17 protein-coding genes are annotated in these 19873 nt (G+C 72.5%); 9 read left to right on the top strand and 8 right to left on the bottom strand.

The window, feature by feature from the left end:
- Nucleotides 1-9: 9 nt before the first annotated feature.
- From AW271_RS21125 to AW271_RS21105, 5 genes are all read right to left on the bottom strand, one after another.
- Nucleotides 10-684 carry a class I SAM-dependent DNA methyltransferase gene (locus tag AW271_RS21125; protein WP_062339151.1) on the bottom strand — a complete coding sequence of 225 codons (675 nt, stop codon included), beginning with the start codon at nt 682-684 and terminating at the stop codon, nt 10-12.
- Between the two features lie 67 nt (nt 685-751).
- Nucleotides 752-934 (bottom strand): hypothetical protein, encoded by a 183-nt coding sequence (locus AW271_RS21120; RefSeq protein WP_062339087.1) that lies wholly within the window; start codon nt 932-934, stop codon nt 752-754.
- Between the two features lie 52 nt (nt 935-986).
- Nucleotides 987-1250: a WhiB family transcriptional regulator gene (locus AW271_RS21115; protein ID WP_030451771.1), complete on the bottom strand. Its 264-nt coding sequence runs from the start codon at nt 1248-1250 to the stop codon at nt 987-989.
- Nucleotides 1251-1726: 476 nt separating this feature from the next.
- Nucleotides 1727-2593 (bottom strand): acyl-CoA thioesterase, encoded by an 867-nt coding sequence (locus AW271_RS21110; RefSeq protein WP_083976947.1) that lies wholly within the window; start codon nt 2591-2593, stop codon nt 1727-1729.
- The gene (locus AW271_RS21105) at nt 2590-4632 is read right to left on the bottom strand and encodes an ATP-dependent DNA helicase UvrD2 (RefSeq protein ID WP_062339086.1); all 2043 of its coding nucleotides are present in this window, start codon (nt 4630-4632) and stop codon (nt 2590-2592) included. The genes AW271_RS21110 and AW271_RS21105 overlap by 4 nt, the downstream gene beginning before the upstream one ends.
- A gap of 149 nt (nt 4633-4781) precedes the next feature.
- Between AW271_RS21105 and AW271_RS21100 the strand changes: the two genes are divergently transcribed.
- The 5 genes from AW271_RS21100 (at nt 4782) to crcB (ending at nt 7216) form a co-directional block, all read left to right on the top strand.
- Entirely contained in the window at nt 4782-5717 is a 936-nt protein-coding gene (locus AW271_RS21100) for an alpha/beta hydrolase (protein WP_245653140.1), read from the top strand.
- A gap of 59 nt (nt 5718-5776) precedes the next feature.
- Complete coding sequence (locus AW271_RS21095; protein WP_062339085.1) at nt 5777-6028, top strand: mycoredoxin; 252 nt, start codon at nt 5777-5779, stop codon at nt 6026-6028.
- Nucleotides 6029-6120: 92 nt separating this feature from the next.
- Nucleotides 6121-6519 carry a fluoride efflux transporter FluC gene (locus tag AW271_RS21090; protein WP_174553105.1) on the top strand — a complete coding sequence of 133 codons (399 nt, stop codon included), beginning with the start codon at nt 6121-6123 and terminating at the stop codon, nt 6517-6519.
- Nucleotides 6516-6845, top strand: coding sequence for a DUF190 domain-containing protein (locus AW271_RS21085; RefSeq protein WP_062339084.1), 330 nt, complete (start codon nt 6516-6518; stop codon nt 6843-6845). The genes AW271_RS21090 and AW271_RS21085 overlap by 4 nt, the downstream gene beginning before the upstream one ends.
- Nucleotides 6846-6853: 8 nt before the next feature.
- Nucleotides 6854-7216, top strand: a complete 363-nt coding sequence (crcB, locus tag AW271_RS21080; protein WP_062339148.1) for a fluoride efflux transporter CrcB — start codon at nt 6854-6856, stop codon at nt 7214-7216.
- A 6-nt stretch (nt 7217-7222) separates the two neighbouring features.
- Here crcB and nudC read toward each other — a convergent pair whose 3' ends face one another.
- Nucleotides 7223-8143, bottom strand: a complete 921-nt coding sequence (gene nudC / locus AW271_RS21075; protein ID WP_439648995.1) for an NAD(+) diphosphatase — start codon at nt 8141-8143, stop codon at nt 7223-7225.
- A 74-nt stretch (nt 8144-8217) separates the two neighbouring features.
- Between nudC and AW271_RS21070 the strand changes: the two genes are divergently transcribed.
- The 4 genes from AW271_RS21070 to AW271_RS39890 are packed head-to-tail and all read left to right on the top strand — an operon-like array spanning nt 8218 to nt 13443.
- Entirely contained in the window at nt 8218-9351 is a 1134-nt protein-coding gene (locus AW271_RS21070) for an ATP-grasp domain-containing protein (RefSeq protein WP_245653139.1), read from the top strand.
- Nucleotides 9348-10913 (top strand): IucA/IucC family protein, encoded by a 1566-nt coding sequence (locus AW271_RS21065; protein ID WP_063818048.1) that lies wholly within the window; start codon nt 9348-9350, stop codon nt 10911-10913. The genes AW271_RS21070 and AW271_RS21065 overlap by 4 nt, the downstream gene beginning before the upstream one ends.
- Nucleotides 10904-12409 (top strand): IucA/IucC family protein, encoded by a 1506-nt coding sequence (locus AW271_RS21060; protein ID WP_062339083.1) that lies wholly within the window; start codon nt 10904-10906, stop codon nt 12407-12409. The genes AW271_RS21065 and AW271_RS21060 overlap by 10 nt, the downstream gene beginning before the upstream one ends.
- Nucleotides 12406-13443, top strand: coding sequence for a type III PLP-dependent enzyme domain-containing protein (locus AW271_RS39890; protein WP_062339082.1), 1038 nt, complete (start codon nt 12406-12408; stop codon nt 13441-13443). Before AW271_RS21060 ends, AW271_RS39890 begins: the two co-directional genes overlap by 4 nt.
- Here the strand turns inward: AW271_RS39890 and AW271_RS21050 are convergent.
- Both AW271_RS21050 and AW271_RS21045 read right to left on the bottom strand, forming a co-directional pair.
- Nucleotides 13422-16658, bottom strand: coding sequence for an ATP-dependent helicase (locus tag AW271_RS21050; protein WP_062339081.1), 3237 nt, complete (start codon nt 16656-16658; stop codon nt 13422-13424). The genes AW271_RS39890 and AW271_RS21050 overlap by 22 nt on opposite strands.
- The gene (locus AW271_RS21045; RefSeq protein WP_062339080.1) at nt 16652-19816 is read right to left on the bottom strand and encodes an ATP-dependent helicase; all 3165 of its coding nucleotides are present in this window, start codon (nt 19814-19816) and stop codon (nt 16652-16654) included. Before AW271_RS21045 ends, AW271_RS21050 begins: the two co-directional genes overlap by 7 nt.
- Between the last annotated feature and the right edge of the window lie 57 nt (nt 19817-19873).

Raw genomic sequence — 19873 nt, 5'->3', positions numbered from 1 at the left:
CGGTAGTGATCATCGCGCCGAGACGTGGTCGTCCGGGACCTCGATCGGGCGGCGGGCGATGAGGTACGCCTGCGGGAAGCCCCGTTTGGCGTCCTCGCCGGGGGCGATGGTCAGCCTGGCCACTTCGGTCAGGCCCACCTCGCCGAGTAAGGCCGCGATGCGGTCGGGGGAATAGCGGTGGGCCGGGGTCACCGAGTGGTCGAAGAGTTCGCCCAGGCGGGTGGCGTCGTCGTAGGCCCGGAAGCCGAGCAACAGGTGGCCGCCGGGGGCGAGCACGCGGTGGAATTCCGCGAAGGTCGCGGGGAGGGCCTCGGGCGGGGTGTGGATGATGGAGTAGTTGGCCACCACGCCCGCCAGCGTCGCGTCGGCGGCGGTGAGGGCGTTCATCGTGCCCACCTCGAAACGCAGGTCCGGGTGGGCCGCCCGGGCGAGAGCGATCATCTCCGGTGACACGTCGACGCCGAACGCGGTCACGCCCAGCGTGGACAGGTGGGCGGTCACGTGGCCGGGGCCGCAGCCGACGTCCGCCACCGGGCCGCCTCCCCCGGCGGTCACCAGTTCGGCGAAGACCGGGATCATCGCGTGGGCCAGCGGGCTGGAGTGGTAACGCTCCGGGATGTCGCGGGCGTAGTCGGCGGCGACGGTGTCGTAGGCCGCCCGGGTGGTGGCGAGGAAGTCGGTCATGGCCAGCAGCATGCAGAAAGGCCCGGGTGTGTAGTGGTACACCCGGGCCTTTTTCTACAAGTGGCCGTTAGAGCCTCGACAGTGCCGCCTGGAGGGCGGCGGTGGCGCGGGCGGCCCGCTCGCGGGCTTTGTTCGCGTTGGCCACCCGGCTGGCGAGGCGGTGCTCCGCGGCTTCCCGCTGGAGCCCTCGTATTCGCTCATCTACCAGTTCCTGGAACAGATGTGGCGCGGTGGAGGTGTGGAAGGTCATCGCACTTCTCTTTTCTGCAGGTCTTCGGGTCGGGTTGTCTGTCGGTCGTTCGTCAGAGCGGGAGCGGGGTCTTGCGGGGACGACCACGGGGCCGCTTGCGCGGAACCACGGTGCCTCGCAGGATCAGCTCGCCGCCCCAGACGCCCCAGGGCTCCTCACGCTCGAGGGCCCGGGCCAGGCAGGTCTCCCTGATGGGGCAGCCGCCGCAGAGCGCCTTGGCGAACTCGACGTCTTCGGGAGACTCGGCGAACCAGAGGTCGGGGTCGGTACGACAGGGGATCTCGGCTTCGATCAGGTCCATGACCGGGGCCGCCATCTGCGTCACCTCTTTGTGAATCGGGTTGGTCGTTGTCCTCTGCAGTGGGGGGATACGGGCCGGGAAAAACACGAAGGCCGCGGATCCGATGTGGGGATCCGCGGCCTGGAGGCTGACTGACCGGTCAGGTTGTGACTGGTCTACTCCAGGCAGGACGCGGACGCCCCACTCCACCGGTGGTGGTGTGGCTGGTCTGCTCGATACGCATACGCCGGACTAGCTGGTTCGGCGCGAAGGCGCCATCGACGCGCAGTTTGGCCTGCGGGCCATAAGCGGCGGCATCGGTGGCAGGGCATGCGACGGTGAGCCACGGCGTGGCGGTCGAGATTCTGATGCTCAGCACTGGGCTCACCTCCTGGTGACTTTCTCGGGGGGCCGGACAGTAGCGTCCGACTCGCATGTGCATGACCCTAAACGGCAACCTGCCGAGTGGGCAACACATTTTCGACCTGCGATTACACAGAAATTTTCCGGGTTCAGCCAACCCGGATGAGGCACTCCTGGACGACCGACACGGCCAGCTCTCCGGACGCGGTGAACATCTGCCCCTGGGCGAGGCCGCGGGCGCCACCGGACCAGGGGGATTCCTGCGCGTACAGGATCCAGTCGTCGGCGCGGAACCTGCGGTGGAACCACATCGCGTGGTCGAGAGAGGCGCCGGAGATGTTCGACGGGCCCCACGCCAGGCCGTGGGCGAGCAGCACCGTGTCGACGAGGGTGTAATCGGAGGCGTAGGCGGCCAGCACGACATGGAGCAGCGGGTCGTCGGGCAGGTCGGCGTCGTAGCGGAACCAGACCTGGTTCTCCGGGCCGATCAGGCTCGGGTCGCGGTTGGCCTCCCACGTCAGCGGGGTGACGTAGCGGGCGTCGAGGGGGCGGGGGCGCGACAACCAGCCCGACCACTCGGGGTCGTCGCCGATGAGTTTGCGCAGCCGGTCCTGGAGGGGGGCCAGGCTTTCGGGGCTCGGTACGTCGGGCATCACCGCCGCCTGGTGGTGCACGCCCTCCTCCTCGATGTGGAAGGAGGCCGACATGGTGAAGATGACCTTGCCGTGCTGGACGGCGACCACCCGGCGGGTGCTGAACGAGCGGCCGTCGCGCACGCGGTCGACCGTGTAGACGATCGGGATCGCCGGGTCGCCCGGCCGGATGAAGTAGGCGTGCAGCGAGTGGACCTGGCGTTCGGCGCCGACCGTGCGGGCCGCCGCCATGAGGGCCTGGGCGGCGACCTGGCCGCCGAAGACCCGCTGGATGCGCTCCTCGGGACTGCGGCCGCGGAAGATGTCGAGTTCGATCTGCTCCAGGTCGAGCAGGTCGAGCAACTCCTTGAGGGCGGAGTTCACGAGGCCTCCAGACGGCGTCGGACGAGGGAGAGTACGGCTTGACCGTATCGCTCCAGTTTGACGCGGCCGATCCCGGCTATGGCGAGGAGGGCCTCCTCGGTCGCGGGGGCGCGTTCGGCGATGGCCTGCAGGGTGACGTCGGTGAAGACGACGTAGCTCGGCACCTTGGCCTCTTTGGCCGCCTCGGCGCGCCACGCCTTCAGTTCCTCCAGCAGCGCCTCGTCGTACTCGGCGGGGCAGGTCGCGCAGCGGCCGAGCTTCTGCTCGGGGCCGGTGGCCAGCGTGCGGGCGCAGATCCGGCAGGTCGCGGGGGCGGCGACGCTGCGGCGGGCGGGCTGCGGGGAGGGGAAGGAGGGCTGGGTCGCCGGCGTGCCGGCCAGCGACTCCACGAAACGCGACGGGCGGCGCGACCTCCGGCCGCCCGGGGAGCGGGCCAGCGCCCACGACAGGTTGAGGTGGACGCGGGCCCGGGTGATGCCCACATAGAGGAGGCGGCGTTCCTCCTCGATCTGGTCGGGAGTCTCGGCGTACACGATCGGGAGCATGCCCTCGGTGAGGCCGATCAGGAAGACGGCGTCCCATTCGAGGCCCTTGGCGGCGTGGAGCGAGGCCAGGGTGACGCCCTCGACCGGCGGGGCGTGCTGCTCGGCGGCGCGGCGTTCGAGGTCGGCGACGAACGCGGGCAGGTCGCCGCCCTTGGCGGCCAGGTCTTCGGCGAGTTCGGCGATGGCGTTCAGCGACTCCCACTTGGCGCGGGCGGCGCCGCCGCCGGGCCGCTCGGGGGTCAGGCCGATGCCGGCCAGGATCGCGTGGACGGCCGGCGCCAGCGGCTCCTCGTCGTTGGCGGAACGGGCCGCGCCGCGCAGCAGCACGACCGCCTGGCGCACCTCGGGACGTTCGAAGAAACGCTCGGCGCCGCGCAGCAGATAGGGCACGCCGGCCTGGGTGAAGGCCTGTTCGTACGCCTCCGACTGGGCGTTCACCCGGAACAGGACCGCGATCTCCCTGGTCGGCACCCCGTCGGCCATCAGCTTCTTGACCCGGAGCGCCACGCCCATGGCCTCGGCGGGCTCGTCGTCGTATTCGGTGAAGACCGGCTCGGGGCCCCGCTCGCGCTGGGCGACCAGCTCCAGCCGGTGGGGGCTGCGGGCCATCACCCGGTTGGCCAGGGTGACGACCTCGGGGGTCGAGCGGTAGTCGCGGACCAGCTTCACCACCGCCGCGCCCGGGTGTTCGACGCCGAAGCTCGTCAGGAAGTGGGGGCTGGCGCCGGTGAAGCTGTAGATCGTCTGGTTGGGGTCGCCGACGACGCAGACGTCGTCGCGGCCGCCGAGCCAGGTGTCGAGCAGCAGCTTCTGGAGCGGGTTGACGTCCTGGTATTCGTCGACCACGAAGTAGCGGTACTGCGACCGGATCTGGTTGGCGACCTCGCGGTGCTCGGTCATCACGGCCGCGGTGAGTTCGAGGATGGTCTCGAAGTCGACCAGGTGGCGGGCGCGGCGCAGCTTCTCGTACTGGTCGAAGAGGCGGGCGACGTCGTCGGCCGGGATCGGCGGGGTGCGGCGGGCCTTCAGGGCGGCGGCCGGATAGTCCTCGGGCGCGTGCTGGGTGACCTTGGCCCACTCGATCTCACTGGCGACATCGCGGAGTTCGGCGCGGTCGGGGTTGCGGCGCAGCATGCGGGCCGCCTCGACCAGCAGCGGCAGCTTCGACTCGATCACCTGGGGGGCGTCGCCGCCGATGACGCGCGGCCAGAAGTAGGTGAGCTGGCGCAGCGCGGCGGCGTGGAAGGTACGGGCCTGCACGCCCGGGGCGCCCAGTTCGCGCAGCCGGTGGCGGAGCTCTCCGGCGGCCCGGGTGGTGAACGTCACAGCGAGCACGCTCGGCGCGTCGGCGATACCGGTTCGTACCGCATGGGCGATTCTGTGGGTGATCGCCCGAGTCTTGCCGGTACCTGCTCCGGCCAGCACGCACACCGGACCCCGCAGCGTTTCGGCCACCGCCCGCTGTTCGGGATCGAGGCCCGAAAGGACGTCCAAATGCGGCCTCCAACGTGCGCGGCGGGTGATCTGCTGGCATCATCCTTCCAGCACCCGGCCAAGCGCGTCTCAAGAGCCGGGTCGCCGAAGGCAAAGAGGGAGCGTCCCCGGAGGGCACGACGGGGGCCGCGCGGGGAGGTTTCAGACCCTTGAAGAAAGCGGCCGTCGCCGGTGCGCTCGCACTCGCCGCCGTCCTCTGCGCTCCCATGAGCGCGGGGGCGCACGCCGTCAGCCCGCAGCCGGCCGCCACGGCCTCGCCGACGCCGGTCTCCTCGCCTTCGCCGACCACGTCGTCCACGCCGCCGCCGGTGCAGGAGCGCAAGACGCTCGTGAAGTACGGCCGCCACGTGAAGCAGCGCATGGACGTCTACTGGCGCGCCAACGACCCGCTGATCCGCCCGGTCGTGTTCATGATCCACGGCGGCTGGTGGTCGGGCGGCGACAAGGCGTACATGAAGGCCGTCACCCGCAGCTACTTCGACCTCGGCTACGTCGTGGTCAACGTCAACTACCGGCTCTCCGGCGACGCGCGGTGGCCGGCGCAGCGCGACGACGCCCTTGAGGCCATCGCGACCACCCGGCGCATGGCCTCGGAGTTCGGCCTCGACCCCAACCGCTACGCGATCATCGGCTTCTCGGCCGGCGGGCACATCGCGGCGTCGGTGGGCACCTACGGCGACGGGCAGCCCGGGTTACGGGCCGTCGTCGGCGTCTCGCCGGTGATCTCCCCGCTGACCGCCTACTCTGACGGCGGCCACGGCGCCACCCACGAGCAGCGCAAGCTGCGCCAGGCGGCGGTGGCCCTGGCCGGGGGCTGCGGCCCCAACAAGTGCCCCCGGATCTGGTCGAGCATGGAGGTGCCGTTCCACGCCTCCTACGGCGACGCGCCGATGCTCAGCGTCCACTCGGCCCGCGAGTTCGTGCCGCCCTACCAGAGCGAGCTGCTGCGCGAGTCGCTCGCCGTCTACGGCGTCGACATGTCGGTCCGGTCCTACCCCGGCCGCTACCACAGCTCGCCCCTGTTCCGGGAGCCCGGCGTCGCCGAGACGATCCAGGCGTGGGTGATCGGACATCTCGCGTACTAGATGGGAAGATGAGCACCATCCGTCGTGTTGGCAATGACTGCCGACAGAAAGGGACGACAATGGCGCTCACGGTATACACCGCTTCGTGGTGTGGGCCCTGCAAGCGGCTCAAGAGCCAGCTGACCCGCGAAGGCATCGCTTATGAGGAGGTCGACGTCGAGGCCGACCCCCAGGCGGCGTCGTTCGTCGAGAGTGTCAACAAGGGCAACCGCGTGGTCCCGACCGTCGTGTTCCCCGACGGCAGCGCGGCGACCAACCCTTCGGTGATCGAGGTCAAGCGTCGCCTGGCGACGATGGGCCAGTCGATATAGTGGGGTTCTGAGCGGTGGTGGGGCCCACCGCCCCATCCGGGTAACCGCAGATCTCTGCCGACGGTCCCTACCTTCACCGGTAGGAGGAACCGATGCCCGTCCGAATCCTCCTCGCGATCTCGGCCGGAGGGGTCGCGGGATCTCTCGTCCGCTACGGGCTGGGGGTGCTCTTCCCGAGCGCCCCCGGGTTCCCGTGGACGACCCTGTTCATCAACGTCACCGGATGCCTGCTGATCGGCGTGCTGATGGTGGCCATCACCGAGATCTGGGCCGCTCCCACCTGGGTACGCCCCCTTCTGGGGGTCGGGGTGCTGGGCGGCTACACCACGTTCTCCACCTACATCGCGGACATCGGCCTGCTGGTCGCGGGCGGCGTGCCCCGGTCGGCGCTGGTCTACCTGGTGGTGACGCCGCTGCTGGCGCTGGCCGCCGTGTGGGCCGGCACGGCCGCCACCCGGGCGGGGGCCCGGCGACTGGGGAGGCGCACATGACACCCGCGCTGCGGCTGACCATCTTCGTCGGCGAGACCGACACCAGTCATCACCGGCCGCTCTACCACGAGATCGTGCACCGCGCCCACGCCGCCGGGCTGGCCGGGGCCAGCGTCTTCCGCGGCATCGAGGGCTACGGCGCCTCCAACCACATCCACACCACCCGCCTGCTGTCGTTGTCGGACGACCTGCCGGTGGCGATCGTCATCGTCGACGAGCCCGAGCGGGTACGCGCGTTCCTGCCGGAGCTCGACGGGCTGATCGGCGAGGGCCTGGTCATGGTGGACGAGGTCGAGGTCCGCCACTACGGCGGGCGGCCCCGGTGACGGGCTTGCTGACCGCCCTGCTCGTGGCGGCGGGGGCGGCGATCGGCGCTCCCCTGCGCTACCTGACCGACCGGCTGATCCAGTCGAAGCACGACGGCGTGTTCCCGTGGGGGACGTTCGGGGTCAACCTGACGGGCTCGGCCCTGCTCGGCTTCCTGGTCACGCTGCCGGCCGACCACACGTTCACGGCCCTGGCCGGGACGGGCTTCTGCGGCGCGCTGACGACGTATTCGACCTTCAGCTACGAGACGCTGCGCCTGGCCGAGGACGGCGCCCGGCTGGCGGCGGCCGCGAACGTGGTGGTCAGCATCGCGGGCGGCCTGGGGGCCGGAGCCTGCGGCATGCTGCTGGCCCGCGCCATCGGAGGATGACCCGGGTCAGCGGCCCCACGATCCCTGGTCGTCGATGGCCGATCCGTACCAGGTCTCGATGAGTCTGCGGGCGATCGAGACCGGGGGCGGGACGCGCAGTTCGCCGGTCATGATGGCCACGCGCAGCTCCTCCCGGGTGAACCAGCGGGCCTCGGCGATCTCCTTCGGGTCGAGGGTCAGGTCGCTGGTGAGGGCGCGGGCGAAGAAGCCCAGCATGAGGCTGCGGGGGAAGGGCCAGGGCTGGCTGCCGAGGTAGCGGGGGTCGGAAACCCGTACACCGACCTCTTCGAAGACCTCCCTGGCCAGGGCCGCCTCCAGGGACTCGCCGGGTTCGACGAAGCCCGCCAGAACCGACATGCGGCCCTCGGGCCACTGGGGGCCGCGGGCGAGCAGGATGCGGTCGTCGGGGTCGCGGATCAGCATGATGACGGCGGGGTCGACGCGGGGGAAGTGCTGGGAGCCGTCGTTGGGGCAGACGCGCACGTGGCCGCCCTGGGTGACGGCGGTCTCGGCGCCGCACTGGGGGCAGAAGCGGTGGGTGGCGTGCCACGACTCCAGTGCCACGGCGTAGGTGAACAGGCCGGCGTCGCGGTCGCTCAGGATCGAACCGGCCTCGCGCAGGCCGGCGGAGTCGGCGTCGTCAGGAAGTTTGGCGGAGACGGAGAAGTAGGCCACGCCGTCGGCGACGCCGAGCAGGTGGCGCTGGCCCTCGGGGGCCTCGGCGGGGGTCAGCAGGACGATCTCGGCCTCGTCGCCCGATCGTTTGACCATGGTCTGGCCGTCGCTGATGACGAGGACGCGTGTGGACGGGTCGTGCCAGACCCGGTCGAGCCAGTCGGGGTCGTGGCGGAGCTGGGCGGAACGGTCGATGGTGCTGCGGCTGAGTAGCAGGGGCCCCAGGAGTCCCTCGGTGATGTCCACGGGGATATTCTTTCATCGGCCCACGCGGCCGCCCGTTCCCCAGTAAGGTTCTAGAGGTTAGGTAAGCCTTACCTCAGGGGATGCACTTGCGGCTGTACCTCACCACGCTCAACCCCACCGACTCGGTCACGCGGGGTTTCCTGCCCGCCGCGAAGGCCCTCGGGTGGGAGGTCACCATCCTGACCGATCAACCGGAGGGTTATCCCGGCCACGAGACGATCCCGGCCGACGTACGCGACCCGAAAACCGTCGTCGACGTGATCGCGCGCCACCACCGGCCCGACGTGATCTTCTCCAACTCCGACCACCTCCAGGTCGAGACCGCCCTGGCCGCCGACTACTTCGGCCTGCCCGGCAAGGACTGGCGGGCCTGTCTCACGACCAAGAACAAGGCGCTCACCCGGCGTGCGCTCGGCGACGTGCGCTCGGCCCGGGTGGTGCCCGGCGAGCCGCTGCCCGACGTCGGCTACCCCGTCGTGGTGAAGCCGCGCGAGGGGGTGGCCAGCGAGGACGTCGTCCTGGTCAGGGACGACCTCGGCGCGGCGGCGCGGGACGTCTGGACACGCCGCCCGGGGGCGGTGCTGGTCGCGGAGGAGTATCTCGAAGGGCCCCTGATGACCCTGGAGACCCTCGGCGACGGCGTCACGACCAGGGTGCTGGGCGGGTTCCAGACCACGCTGGGGCCGCTGCCCCACTTCGTGGAGGAACGCCTCGACTGGTCGCCCGGCCTCCCCGGGTCCGAGGAGGTGCTCGCCCAGCTGGCGACACTCGGGGTCGGATTCGGGGCCTGTCACACCGAATACGTGCTGACCGAGAAGGGGCCGCGTGTCGTCGAGGTCAACTACCGGGTCATCGGCGACAACTGCGACCTGCTGCTGGCCGACCACCTCGACGTGCCGCTGTTCGAGTGGATCCTGCGGGTGCACGCGGGCGAACCGGCGCCGCAGGCGCCCCGGCCGGGCGGGCACGCGGCGGCGATCAGCGTGCTGGCCACCCGGCCGGGCACGATCGTGAAGGCGCCGAAGGAGCTCACCGGAGCCCACGAGGACGTGCGGCTCTGGCACCTGCCGCTCAAGGAGGCCGGGCAGCCGGTCGTGGTGACCCACACCAACCGCGACTACCTGGCGTTGCTGCGGGCCGTCGGCCCCACCCGCGAGGCCGTCGACACGGCCGCGAAGGTCTTCCTGGACGCCCACCCGTGGGTGGTCGCGTGACCAGCGCCACGGCGGTGCGGGTGGGCCGCGACGGCTACCTGGCGGCGCGGGTGCTCAACGCCCTGATCAGAGAGGACGTCGGCGGCCTGGCCGGCCGGCTGAGCTGGGACAAGGCGGGCGCGTACGTGCCGCTGTCGGCCTCGCGGCGGGTGCGGCTGGCCCCGGGGTTCCCCTCGGGCGGCCTCGAAGGGCTCTTCCAGGACTTCACCGTGGCCCCCGGCGAGACCGTGCGGCTGCGCGAGGTGCTGGCGACGCTGGCCAGGATCGCCGACCCGGCCGACGCCGAAGGGGTGGCCGCCTTCCGCGAGGAGTGCCGCCAGACGCTGACCGGCCTGGAGCTGCTCGACCGCCACCGCGCCTCGGTCGAGGACCGGCTGCCCGAGCTGGGCCCGATCGGCTACGAGGTGCTGGCCGCGTTCAGCGACCATCCGGTCTATCCGACCGCCCGCTGCCGCCACGGCCTGACCGAGGAGCAGTTGCTCGCCTACGCGCCCGAGTTCGCGCCGCGCTTCACGTTGCGCTGGGCGGCCGTGCCGGGGACCGGGCCGGTCCCGGAGTTCTTCCCGTCGTTCGCCGCGGTCGGCCTGCCGGCCGGCCTGGCCGCGACCCACCGCCTGTTCCCGGTGCACCCGCTGTCGTTGCCGCAGGTGAACGCCGTGGTCGCGCCGCTCGACTTCCTTCCGGTACGCCCCACGTTGTCGATGCGCACGGTCGAGGTGTCACCGCGTACCCACCTGAAGATGCCGCTCGCCACGGCGACGCTCGGGGTGCGCAACCGGCGGTCGATCAAACCGGGCGTGCTCGACGACGGCGCGCGGGCCGAGCGGCTGCTGCACGAGGTGCTCGACCGGCAGCCCGGCCTGCCCGTCCGGCTCGCCGGGGAGCAGGAGTTCGCCCACTCGGGCAACGAGTTCCTGGCCTGGATGGCGCGGCGGCTGCCCGAGGGCGAGATCGTCTCGGTGGCCGCGCTGAACGCGCCCGGCGTGCTCGACGCGCTGGCCGGCCGCCACTACCGGGGCGACGCCGAGGCGCTGCTCACCGACTACCTGCGGGCGCTGCTGACCTGGAACGTCACGCTCTTCGTCCGCTACGGCGTCGCGCTGGAGGCGCACCAGCAGAACCTCGCGCTGGTCTTCGGCGACGGGCCGATGCGGCTGCTGGTCAAGGACAACGACGGGCTGCTGGCCTCCCCCGACCACCTGGCGGCGGCCGGGATCGCGGCGCCCGGCTTCGCCGACGAGCGCATGCTGACCGGCGATCCGCACGCGCTGGCCGACGTGTTCGTGACGATCACCCTCCACCTGGCCGCCGCCGCGGTGACGCTCCGGCCCGACCTGGTGCGGGCCGCCCTGGCGCAGGCCCTCGACGAGCACGGCGACCACCCGATGGCCCGGCTGCTGCGCAACCGCACGCTGGAGGCCGCCCGGCTGGTCGGCAAGAGCATGGTCACCGCCGGGAGCCTCGTCTCCAAGGCCAGGAGCGGCGCGAAGGACATCAACAAGTTCTACGGGACCAGCGGCCCGAACTATCTGCGAAAGGGGTCTTCTGGCCCATGTACGTGAACGTCGCGGAGCACGCCACCGTCGCGGCCCTCCTCCGGTGCTGCATCCGCGAACTGCCCGGCCAGGCGTTCCCGGCCGGGCCCCACACGATGGTGCGGGTCGGCGGGGTGTGGTTGCGGGCGAGGACGAGCGGGGGCGCCGCCCTGCGCATCGCCGAGCCCGAGCGCCTGACCGGCACCGCCTGGGAGCCGCTGACCTCCGACGACCTGGTCGCCCTGGTCGCGCGCGAGCTGCCCGGGGTGAACGGGGAGTTCGCGGCGCAGGTGGCCGGGAGCCGGGAGGTCGTCGAGCGGCTGCTGGCGGCCCGCGCCCAGGGCAAGCCGCCCCGGGACGAGTGGCTGGCCTCGGAGCAGGACCTCGTGTTCGGGCATGCGTTCCATCCCGCGCCCAAGGCCCGCGAGGCGGCCCGGGGCGACTGGCTGGCGTACGCGCCCGAGGCGTACGCCCGGTTCCCGCTGCGGCTGCTGGCGGTGCGCGAGGACCTGGTCGTCGAGGAGGGCGACGTGAGCGCCCTCGACGGCCTCCCGGCGGACGTGCCGCCGGGCTACCGGCTGCTGCCGGTGCACCCGTGGCAGTACGAGCTGATCCGGCCCCCCGTCGACGGCGACCGGCTGATCGACCTCGGCCCGGCCCAGCACGACGTGCTGCCGACCTCGTCGGTGCGCACCGTCTACGACCCCCTGCTCGACAAGTGCCTGAAGTTCTCCCTCGACGTGCGGATCACCAACTGCGTGCGCAAGAACGCCTGGTACGAGCTGGCGGGCGGGGTCGAGTTGTCGCGGCGGCTGGCCCCGGTCTTCGCCGCACTCACCGAGCGATTCCCGGGCACCCGGTGGTTGCCCGAGCCCGGCTACCGGACCGTCGACCTGGGCCGGGAGTTGTTCGAAGGGCTCGGCGTGCTGGTGCGGTGCAGCCCGCGCGGCCGGTGCGGGCCCGACGTCACGCCGGTGCTGGCGGGGGCGCTGGCGCTGCGCGACCTCGGGGGCGACGACCCGGTCGGGTGGTGGCGCTCGTACGTCGAGGTGGTCGCGCTGCCGGTGCTGGAGGCCTTCCTGACGCACGGAGTGGTGCTCGAACCGCATCTCCAGAACGTGCTGGTCGGGCTCGACGCCGCCGGGCGGCCGGCGCAAGCGGTGTTCCGCGACCTGGAGGGCACGAAGCTGGTCGGGCACGACCTGGCCGGGGTGCGCGAGGAGGTGGCGCGGGCGATGACGTACACGCCGGAGAAGGGCTGGGACCGGGTGGTCTACTGCCTGGTCGTGAACCATCTGGCCGAGATCGCGGCCTCGGTCGGCGCGCCGCTGGAGACGTTGTGGCGGGTGGCCGCCGAGGTGATCGGCGCCTACGGTGACTCGATCGGGTGGCCCGAGCCGCTGGTCCGGCTGATGTCGGGGGCGCCGCTGCCCGCCAAGGCCAACCTGACCGTGCGGTGGGAGCGGCGGGCCGACCGGGCCGCGACCTACGTGCCGGTCGCGAACCCGCTGGTGGTCGCATGATCGAGGAGATCGCCGGGCGTCTGGGCGACGTGCCGGCCTACGTCTACGACCTGGCGGCGCTCGACGCCCACGCGGCCCGGATCCGGGCGGCGACCGAAGGGGTCGAGCTCTACTACGCGGTGAAGGCCAACCCCGACCCGGCGATCCTGCGCACGCTGGCGCCCCATGTCGACGGGTTCGAGGTGTCGTCGGGCGGCGAGTTCGACCACGTCTCGGCGCTGTTCCCGGGCAGGCGGCTGGCGTTCGGCGGGCCGGGCAAGACCGCCGCCGACCTGACGCGCAGGCCCTACCGGTTCCACGTCGAGAGCCCCCGGGAGCTCGATCTGCTCCGGGGGGACGTGCTGCTGCGGCTGAACCTGAAGGCGGAGGTCGACGGCGCTGCGCTGACGATGAGCGGGCCGTTCGGGATGGACCCGGAGATGGTGGCGGCGTGCCGCGAGAAACCGGGGAACGCCCGGATCGCGGGCGTCCACGCGCACCTCGCCAGCGGGCTCGACGCGCCCGCCCTGACGAGCCTGGCTAAGACGATCATCGACCACGCCCTGCCGGGCGAAGAGGTGTGCGTGGGCGGCGGAATGGCCGTCGACTACGCCGACCCCGGCCGCACCTTCGACTGGGAGTCCTACGGTGAAGGGCTGCGCGGACTCGGGCGCGACATCTTGAGGATCGAGCCCGGCCGGGCCATGACCGCCTACTGCGGCTGGTACCTGGCGAAGGTGCTCGACGTGAAGCGCGTGCACGGCGAGCTGTTCGCCGTCCTCACCGGCGGCACCCACCACCTCCGCACGCCCGTCACGAAGGGCCACGACCAGCCCTTCACCGTCTTCGGATCAGGCGGCCCCGAAGAGGAGGTCACGCTCGTCGGGCAACTCTGCACCCCGAAGGACGTGTTCGCCCGCCGGGTCAGAGCGGCGCTGAGCCCGGGAGACGTCGTCGCCTTCGCGATGGCCGGGGCCTACGCGTACAACATCTCCCACCACGACTTCCTGATGCACCCGAAGCCGGAGTTCCACTACGTCTCGGGGATGCCGTAGATCAGCGCCGTCAGGTCGTCGAGGTCCATGAGGTCGACCGGCCTGACGGTGCGGTTCTCCAGCACGTAGTGGAAGGCCGCGCTGACGCGGGTCAGCGGCACCTCGGCCAGCTTCGCCCAGGCCAGCCGGTAGGCGGCCAGCTGGATGGCCTGGATGCGGGCGGCGGCCGAGCCGCGCGGCCGGTTGCCGGTCTTCCAGTCGACCACGACGTAGCCGTCGTTCCAGGGGAACACGGCGTCCATGCGGCCGCGCACCAGCCGGTCGGCGATGACGGTCTCGAACGGCACCTCCAGGTCGATCGGGGTGCGCTCGGCCCACTCGCTCTCCTCGAACCGGGCCTGCAGCACGCGCAGCTGCTCGTCGGCCTCGTTGAGGTCGTCGGCCGCGCCGGGCAGGTCGAGTTCGTCGATGAGCCGCTGCTGGCCCCATCTCGTCTCCAGCCAGCGGTGGAACGAGGTGCCCCGCCGGGCCAAGGGGGCGGGCTTGTGGGGCAGCGGGCGGCGTACCTCGCGGGCGTAGGCCGACGGGTCCTTGGCCAGGGAGACCAGCGACGAGACCGACAGGCGCAGCGGCAGCTCGACGAGGTTGCCCTCGCGCCGCCGGTCGCGCTCGCGCAGCAGCAGCGTGGTGTCGCGGGCCCACGACTGCATCCGCTCCTGCTCCCACTGGCGCACCTCGCCGACACCCTCGTCGTCGAGCCCGTCGAGGGCCTCCCGGACGAACCTGGCGCCTTCGGCGATGCCGTCGCGGACCGCCACGGACGGCCAGGCCGCCTCGGCAGGCTCGGCCAGCAGCGGGTTCTCCACGGCGTCGTCCTCGGTCCAGACGGCGACCGACGACGCCTGGTCGCGGACCTCCAGCAGGAACCGCGACGGCTCCAGCGGACGCGACGCGCTGCCCCACCGGTAGCCCGAGGCGATCAGCAGGTAGTGGGCCCGGGTCACCGCCACGTAGGCCAGGCGGCGCTCCTCGCGCAGGTCGCGTTCCCGGCTGGCGGCGTCGAAGTCGGCCAGTTCCTCCTTGGTCAGCCCTTCGAGGGCGGGCAGGTCGCGGGCGTCGCCCCGCAGCGCGTAGGGCAGTTTGCGCGGGTTGTCGGTCCAGCGCGAGTTGGTGACCGGCGTGGCCGGGAAGACGCTGCCCCGGGCCAGCCTGCCGGCCGCCGTGGTGACCTCCGACAGGCCGGGCACGACCACGACGGGCCATTCGAGGCCCTTGGAGGCGTGCACGGTCATCAGCTTGACGCTGTTGGTCTCGCCGACCCGGCCGCCTTCGAGGCCGAACTCCTCGGTCTCGGCCGCCTTGAGGTAGGCGAGGAACGCGCCGAGCGTCGGGTCTTCGGCGTCGCCGGCGAAGCGGGCCGCCGCGTCGAGGAAGGCGTCGAGGTCGGCGCGGGCGGCCAGCGGGCTGCCGCCGCGTGCGGCCACCTCGACGTCGAGGCCGGTCCGGCGCTCCACCTCGGAGATCAGGTCGGGCAGCGGCAACCCGGCGTGGGAGCGCAGCAGCCGCAGTTCCTCGGCGAGCTTCGGCAGCCGCTCGCGGGCCAGCGGGGAGTAGGGGTCGAGCCAGTCGGGGCGGTCGGGCAGCTCGTCGAGGGCGTCGATGATGCTGCCGCGTTCGGCCTCCAGGTCGGCGACGACCTGGTCTAGGGGGTCGCTGGGGCGTCCGCCGCGTTCGTCGCGCTCGCGGTTGAGCTCCCTGGCCTGGTCGCCGAGTTGCTTCAGGTCGGCGGGGCCGATGCGCCAGCGGGGCCCGGCCAGCAGTCTGATCAGGGCGTCGCCGGCGGTGGGGTCGTACATGACCCGGAGGGTGGAGACGATGTCGGCCACCTCGGGCACGGTGAGGAGCCCGCCGAGCCCGACCACCTCGACCGGGATGCCGCGCGCCTCCAGCGCCTTGCGGAGCGTGGGGAACTGCGAGCGTTTGCGGGCCAGGATCGCCACGTCGCCCGGCTGCAGGGCCGGGCCCTGCCGGGGCTTGCTCCGCTCGCCCTCGCCCCACGGAAGCCCGTCGGGCGCGAGCTCCAGGCCCAGTTGCTTCTGTACGCCCTCCGCGATCCACTCGGCCTCGTCGTGGGCCGTGGCGTGGTAGGCGCACACCACCCGGCCCCGGTCGGCCCGGTTCTCCCCCGGCGTCAGCACCGGCACCTCGGCGCTCTCGCGGCGCAGGTCGGTCTGGATGCGGGCGGCGACGTCGAGCACCCGCTCGCCGTTGCGGAAGCTGACCGACAACTGCCGGACCGGCGCCGGCTCGCCCTGCGCGGTCGGGAAGTCGTGCGGGAACCGCGACAGGTTGCCCGCCGAGGCCCCCCGCCAGCCGTAGATCGACTGGCACGGGTCGCCGACGGCCGTGACGGGATGCCCGCCGCCGAAGAGCGACCGCAGCAGCACCAGCTGCGCGTGGCTGGTGTCCTGGTATTCGTCGAGCAGCACCACGGTGAACCGGGCGCGCTCGATCTCGCCGACCTCCTCGTGCCGGGAGGCGATCTGGGCGGCCAGCGCCATCTGGTCGCCGTAGTCGATCACCTCACGGGCCCGCTTGAGCTTCTGGTACGCCTCCACGAGCGGCAGCAGCTGCTCCCGCACGGCGTGCACCTGCACCGGCCTGCGCTGGGCGTTGGTGACCCGGCCCGGCAGCAGCGCCAGCCGCTCGGACCAGCGCCGGCCGTGGTCGCGCACCTCGTCGGCGGTGGCCAGGTGCTCGGCCATCTCCCCGGCCAGGTCGAGCACGGCGGCGGTGACGCTCGGCGGGCCGAGGTCGATCTGGTCCATCGGGCCGTCGTACTGGCCGACGACGCGGGCCGCCATCTGCCAGGCGACGGCCGGGGTGACCAGCCGCATCGTGGGCTCCATGGCCTCGCGGAGGGCGTGGTCGGTGACCAGGCGGGCGGCGTAGGCGTGGTAGGTGGAGATCGTCGGCTCCACCTCCAGGTCCATCGGGGTCTCGGTCTTCTCGGCCAGCGTCGTCAGCCGCTTGTGCACACGTTCGGCCAGCTCGGCCGCCGCCTTGCGGGTGAAGGTGAGGCCGAGGATCTGCTCGGGTTTGGCGAACCCGTTGGCGACCAGCCAGACGACCCGCCCGGCCATGGTCTCGGACTTGCCCGACCCGGCCCCGGCGATGACGACCATCGGCCCGAGGTCGGCGGAGATCACCCCGGCCTGCTCGTGCGTGGGCGGCGGCACAGCCAGCGTGGCCGCCAGGTCGAACGGGGTCAGCACACCTGGCCCCCGCCGTCGTTCACCGGGCACGAGAACCGGGCCGCGCAGGTGCGGCACCCGTCGTTGACCTTGGCGACGAACAGGTTGGCCGACATGCCGGCGGCGACCGTGGTGACCAGGTCCTGCGCCCACTCGGGATTCACGTCGTCGGCGAGAGGGATCTGCGACTGCTCCTTGGCCAGCGGGCCGGTCCCGGCGGCCTTGCCGACCTGGAGCAGCGCGGCTCCCCCGGGTTCGGTCATGCCGTGGCGCTCGAACGCGCCCAGGACGGTCGCGAGCTGGTAGACGCCGAGCTGCGGGTGGCGGTCGAGCTCGTCGTCGCGCGGCTTGGCGGTGCCGGTCTTGATGTCGATGATCACGGCCCGGTTGTCGCCGTCGCGCTCGACCCGGTCGACCCGGCCCTTGATGACGATCCCGTCGGAGACGACCTGGGTGAACGACTCCTCGAAGCCGACCAGCTCGCGCGGGTTCTCGCGGTGCCAGGTGAGGAAACGGTCGACCATCTTCTCGGCCACGTGGCGCTGCTTGCGGTTGAACCAGATCCCGCCGAAGTCGAGGTCGTCCCACACGTCGTCGAGGCGTTTGGCCAGCTCGTCGGTGGTGTGCTCCTCGGCCGCGAGCACGGCGATGGCGTGGATGACGTTGCCGAAGACCTGGGGCACGCTCTCGCCGCCGGTGCCGACCGCGGTCTCCAGCACCCACCGCAGGCCGCACTTGGTGAACTTCTCGACCGCCGACGGCGAGATCTGCACGACACCCTCGGGCCAGGCGAGCGGGCGGTCGTCGGAGATCTCGGTGAGGGCGTACCACGACGACGGGTCGGCCCCCGGCACGCCCTCGTCGGCGAGCCGGGCCAGGTGGCGGGCGGCGGCGCGGCGCATCGGCTCGGGGCGGGTCGGGTCGCAGACGGCCGCGCGCAGGTCGGCGACCAGCGCGGGCATGCTGAGCCAGCGGGCCCGGTCGTCGACGGTCGCGTTCTCCAGGCCGCCGGGGACGAGTTCGTTGAGGAAGCGCGAGGGGCGCTCGTCGGCGTCCTCGCCGCCGACCGCCGTCACGACCAGCCGGGCGCGCGGCCGGGTGGCGGCGACGTAGAACAACCGCCGCTCCTCGGCCAGCATCTTGGCGCCGAGCGCGTACTTCTCGGCCTCGGTGCCGTCGAGCGCGATCCCGCCCGCGACCTCGACCAGCGACTCGACCCCGAGCAGCGAGCCGCGCACCCGCAGGTCGGGCCAGACGCCCTCCTGCACGCCGGCGGCCACCACGACGTCCCATTCGAGGCCCTTGGCCCGGTGGGCGGTCAGGATGCGCACCGCCTCGCCGTCGGGCGCCTGGGCGGCCAGCGAGTCGGCCGGGATCTCCTGGGCCATCAGGTCGTCGACGAACACCTCGACGCCGGCCTGCGGCAGCCGGTCGACGAACTTGGCGGCGTAGTCGAACAGGTTCACCACCGCGTCGAGGTCGCGGTCGGCCTGGCCGCCGCGCGCGCCGCCGCCGAGGCTCGAATGGGTCCAGCGCTCCGACAGGCCGCTGGCCTTCCAGACCTCCCACAGGGCGTCTTCCGCGGTGAGCTCCTTGGCCACCGTCTGCCGCGCCGTGGCCAGCAGGTTGGCCAGCCGCTGCGCGGGCGCGGCGACGTGGGGTTCGAGCAGGGTGAGCTCGTTGGGGGCCTGCACCGCGGCCACGATGAGCTCGTCGCTCGACCGGGGCGGCACGATGCCCGCCTCGTGCTCGGCGATGCGCAGGCCGCGCCGGAGACGGCGGACGCCGATCATGTCGGTGCCCCCCAGCGGGCCGGTGAGCAGCTCCTCGGCTGTGGCGACGTCGAGCGACTCGGGCCGGGCCGCCGCCTTGAGCAGCAGGATCAGCGGGCGCACGCCCGGTTCGGTGATCAGCGGCCCCTCGTCGCCGGTGACGACCACCGGCACCCCGGCGGTGTGCAGGGCCCGCCGGAGCATCGGCACCTGCCGGGTCGCGCTGCGCACCAGCACGGCCATGCGCTGCCACGGCACGCCGTCGAGCAGGTGGGCCCGGCGCAGCGTGTCGGCGACCACGGCGGCCTCCTGCGACACGCTGTCGGCGATCACGACGCGGACCTCGCCCGGCTCCAGCCCGTCGACGGCGTGCAGGTCGCGGTGGGAGGTGTCGCGCCAGCCGGGCGGCACCGGCAGCCGGTTCGCGATCCGGCGCGAGGCGGCCAGCAGGTCTTCGCCGCTGCGGCGGCAGGTGCGCAGCGCCACGATCGGCGCGGGCCCGTCGGCGGCGGTCCGGAAACGTTCGGGGAAGTCGAGGATGTTGCGGACCTCGGCGCCGCGGAACCCGTAGATGGCCTGGTCGGGGTCGCCGACCACGACCAGGTCGCGCCCGTCGCCGGCCAGCCCGCGCAGCAGGTCCTCCTGCGCCGGGTCGGTGTCTTGGTATTCGTCGACGAACACGACGTCGTAGGCGGCCCGCTCGCGGTCTCTGACCGGACCGTCGGCCAGCAGCGCGGCCGCCTCCCTGATCAGCTCGGCGTAGTCGAGCGTCCAGACCGGGTCGAGGTCGAAACGCTCCTGGTAGCGGGCCGCGAACCGGCCCACCGCCACCCAGTCGGACCGGCCGTGGGTGTGGCCGAGCTCGACGAGCGCGGGCCCGTCGAGGCCGCGTTCCCGGGCGCGGGCCAGGAAGTCGCGGACCTCCTCGGCGAAGCCCCGCGTCTTGAGCCACTCGCGCATCGCCTCGGGCCACCGCGTGGCGCCGTCTTCGAGCTCGCCGTGCAGCAGGCGGCGGACTTCGAGCAGCTGCTCGGGGCCGGTCAGCAGGCGCGGCGGCGGCTGGCCCGCCTCCAGGGCCTCGCGGCGCAGCAGGGCGTAGGCGTAGCTGTGGAAGGTCAGCGCCAGGGGGGTGCGAGTGGTGCGGCGCAACCGGGCGGTGACGCGGTCCCGCAGGTCTCCGGCGGCCCGGCGGCTGAAGGTGAGGACCAGGATGCGCTCGGGGTCGACGCCGTGCGATTCGACCCGGTCGACGACGCTCTCGACTATGGTGGTCGTCTTCCCGGCCCCGGGGCCCGCCAGCACCAGCAGCGGTCCGCTCTCATGGGCCACCACAGCCCGCTGATGCTCGTCGAGCACGGGACCGGGCCCGCGCCCCACGCCCCCGCGCCGCACCAGCCGGTAGTTCATCGGGTCCCTCTCGACAAAACTTTCGAACAAACGCACGACAAGCGTGCGGACGTTGGG

It is taken from the genome of Herbidospora sakaeratensis (assembly GCF_001570525.1).
GTDB lineage: Bacteria > Actinomycetota > Actinomycetes > Streptosporangiales > Streptosporangiaceae > Herbidospora > Herbidospora sakaeratensis.
Note: the sequence above shows the minus strand (reverse complement) of the source record. Positions and strands in the feature narration are given on the sequence as shown.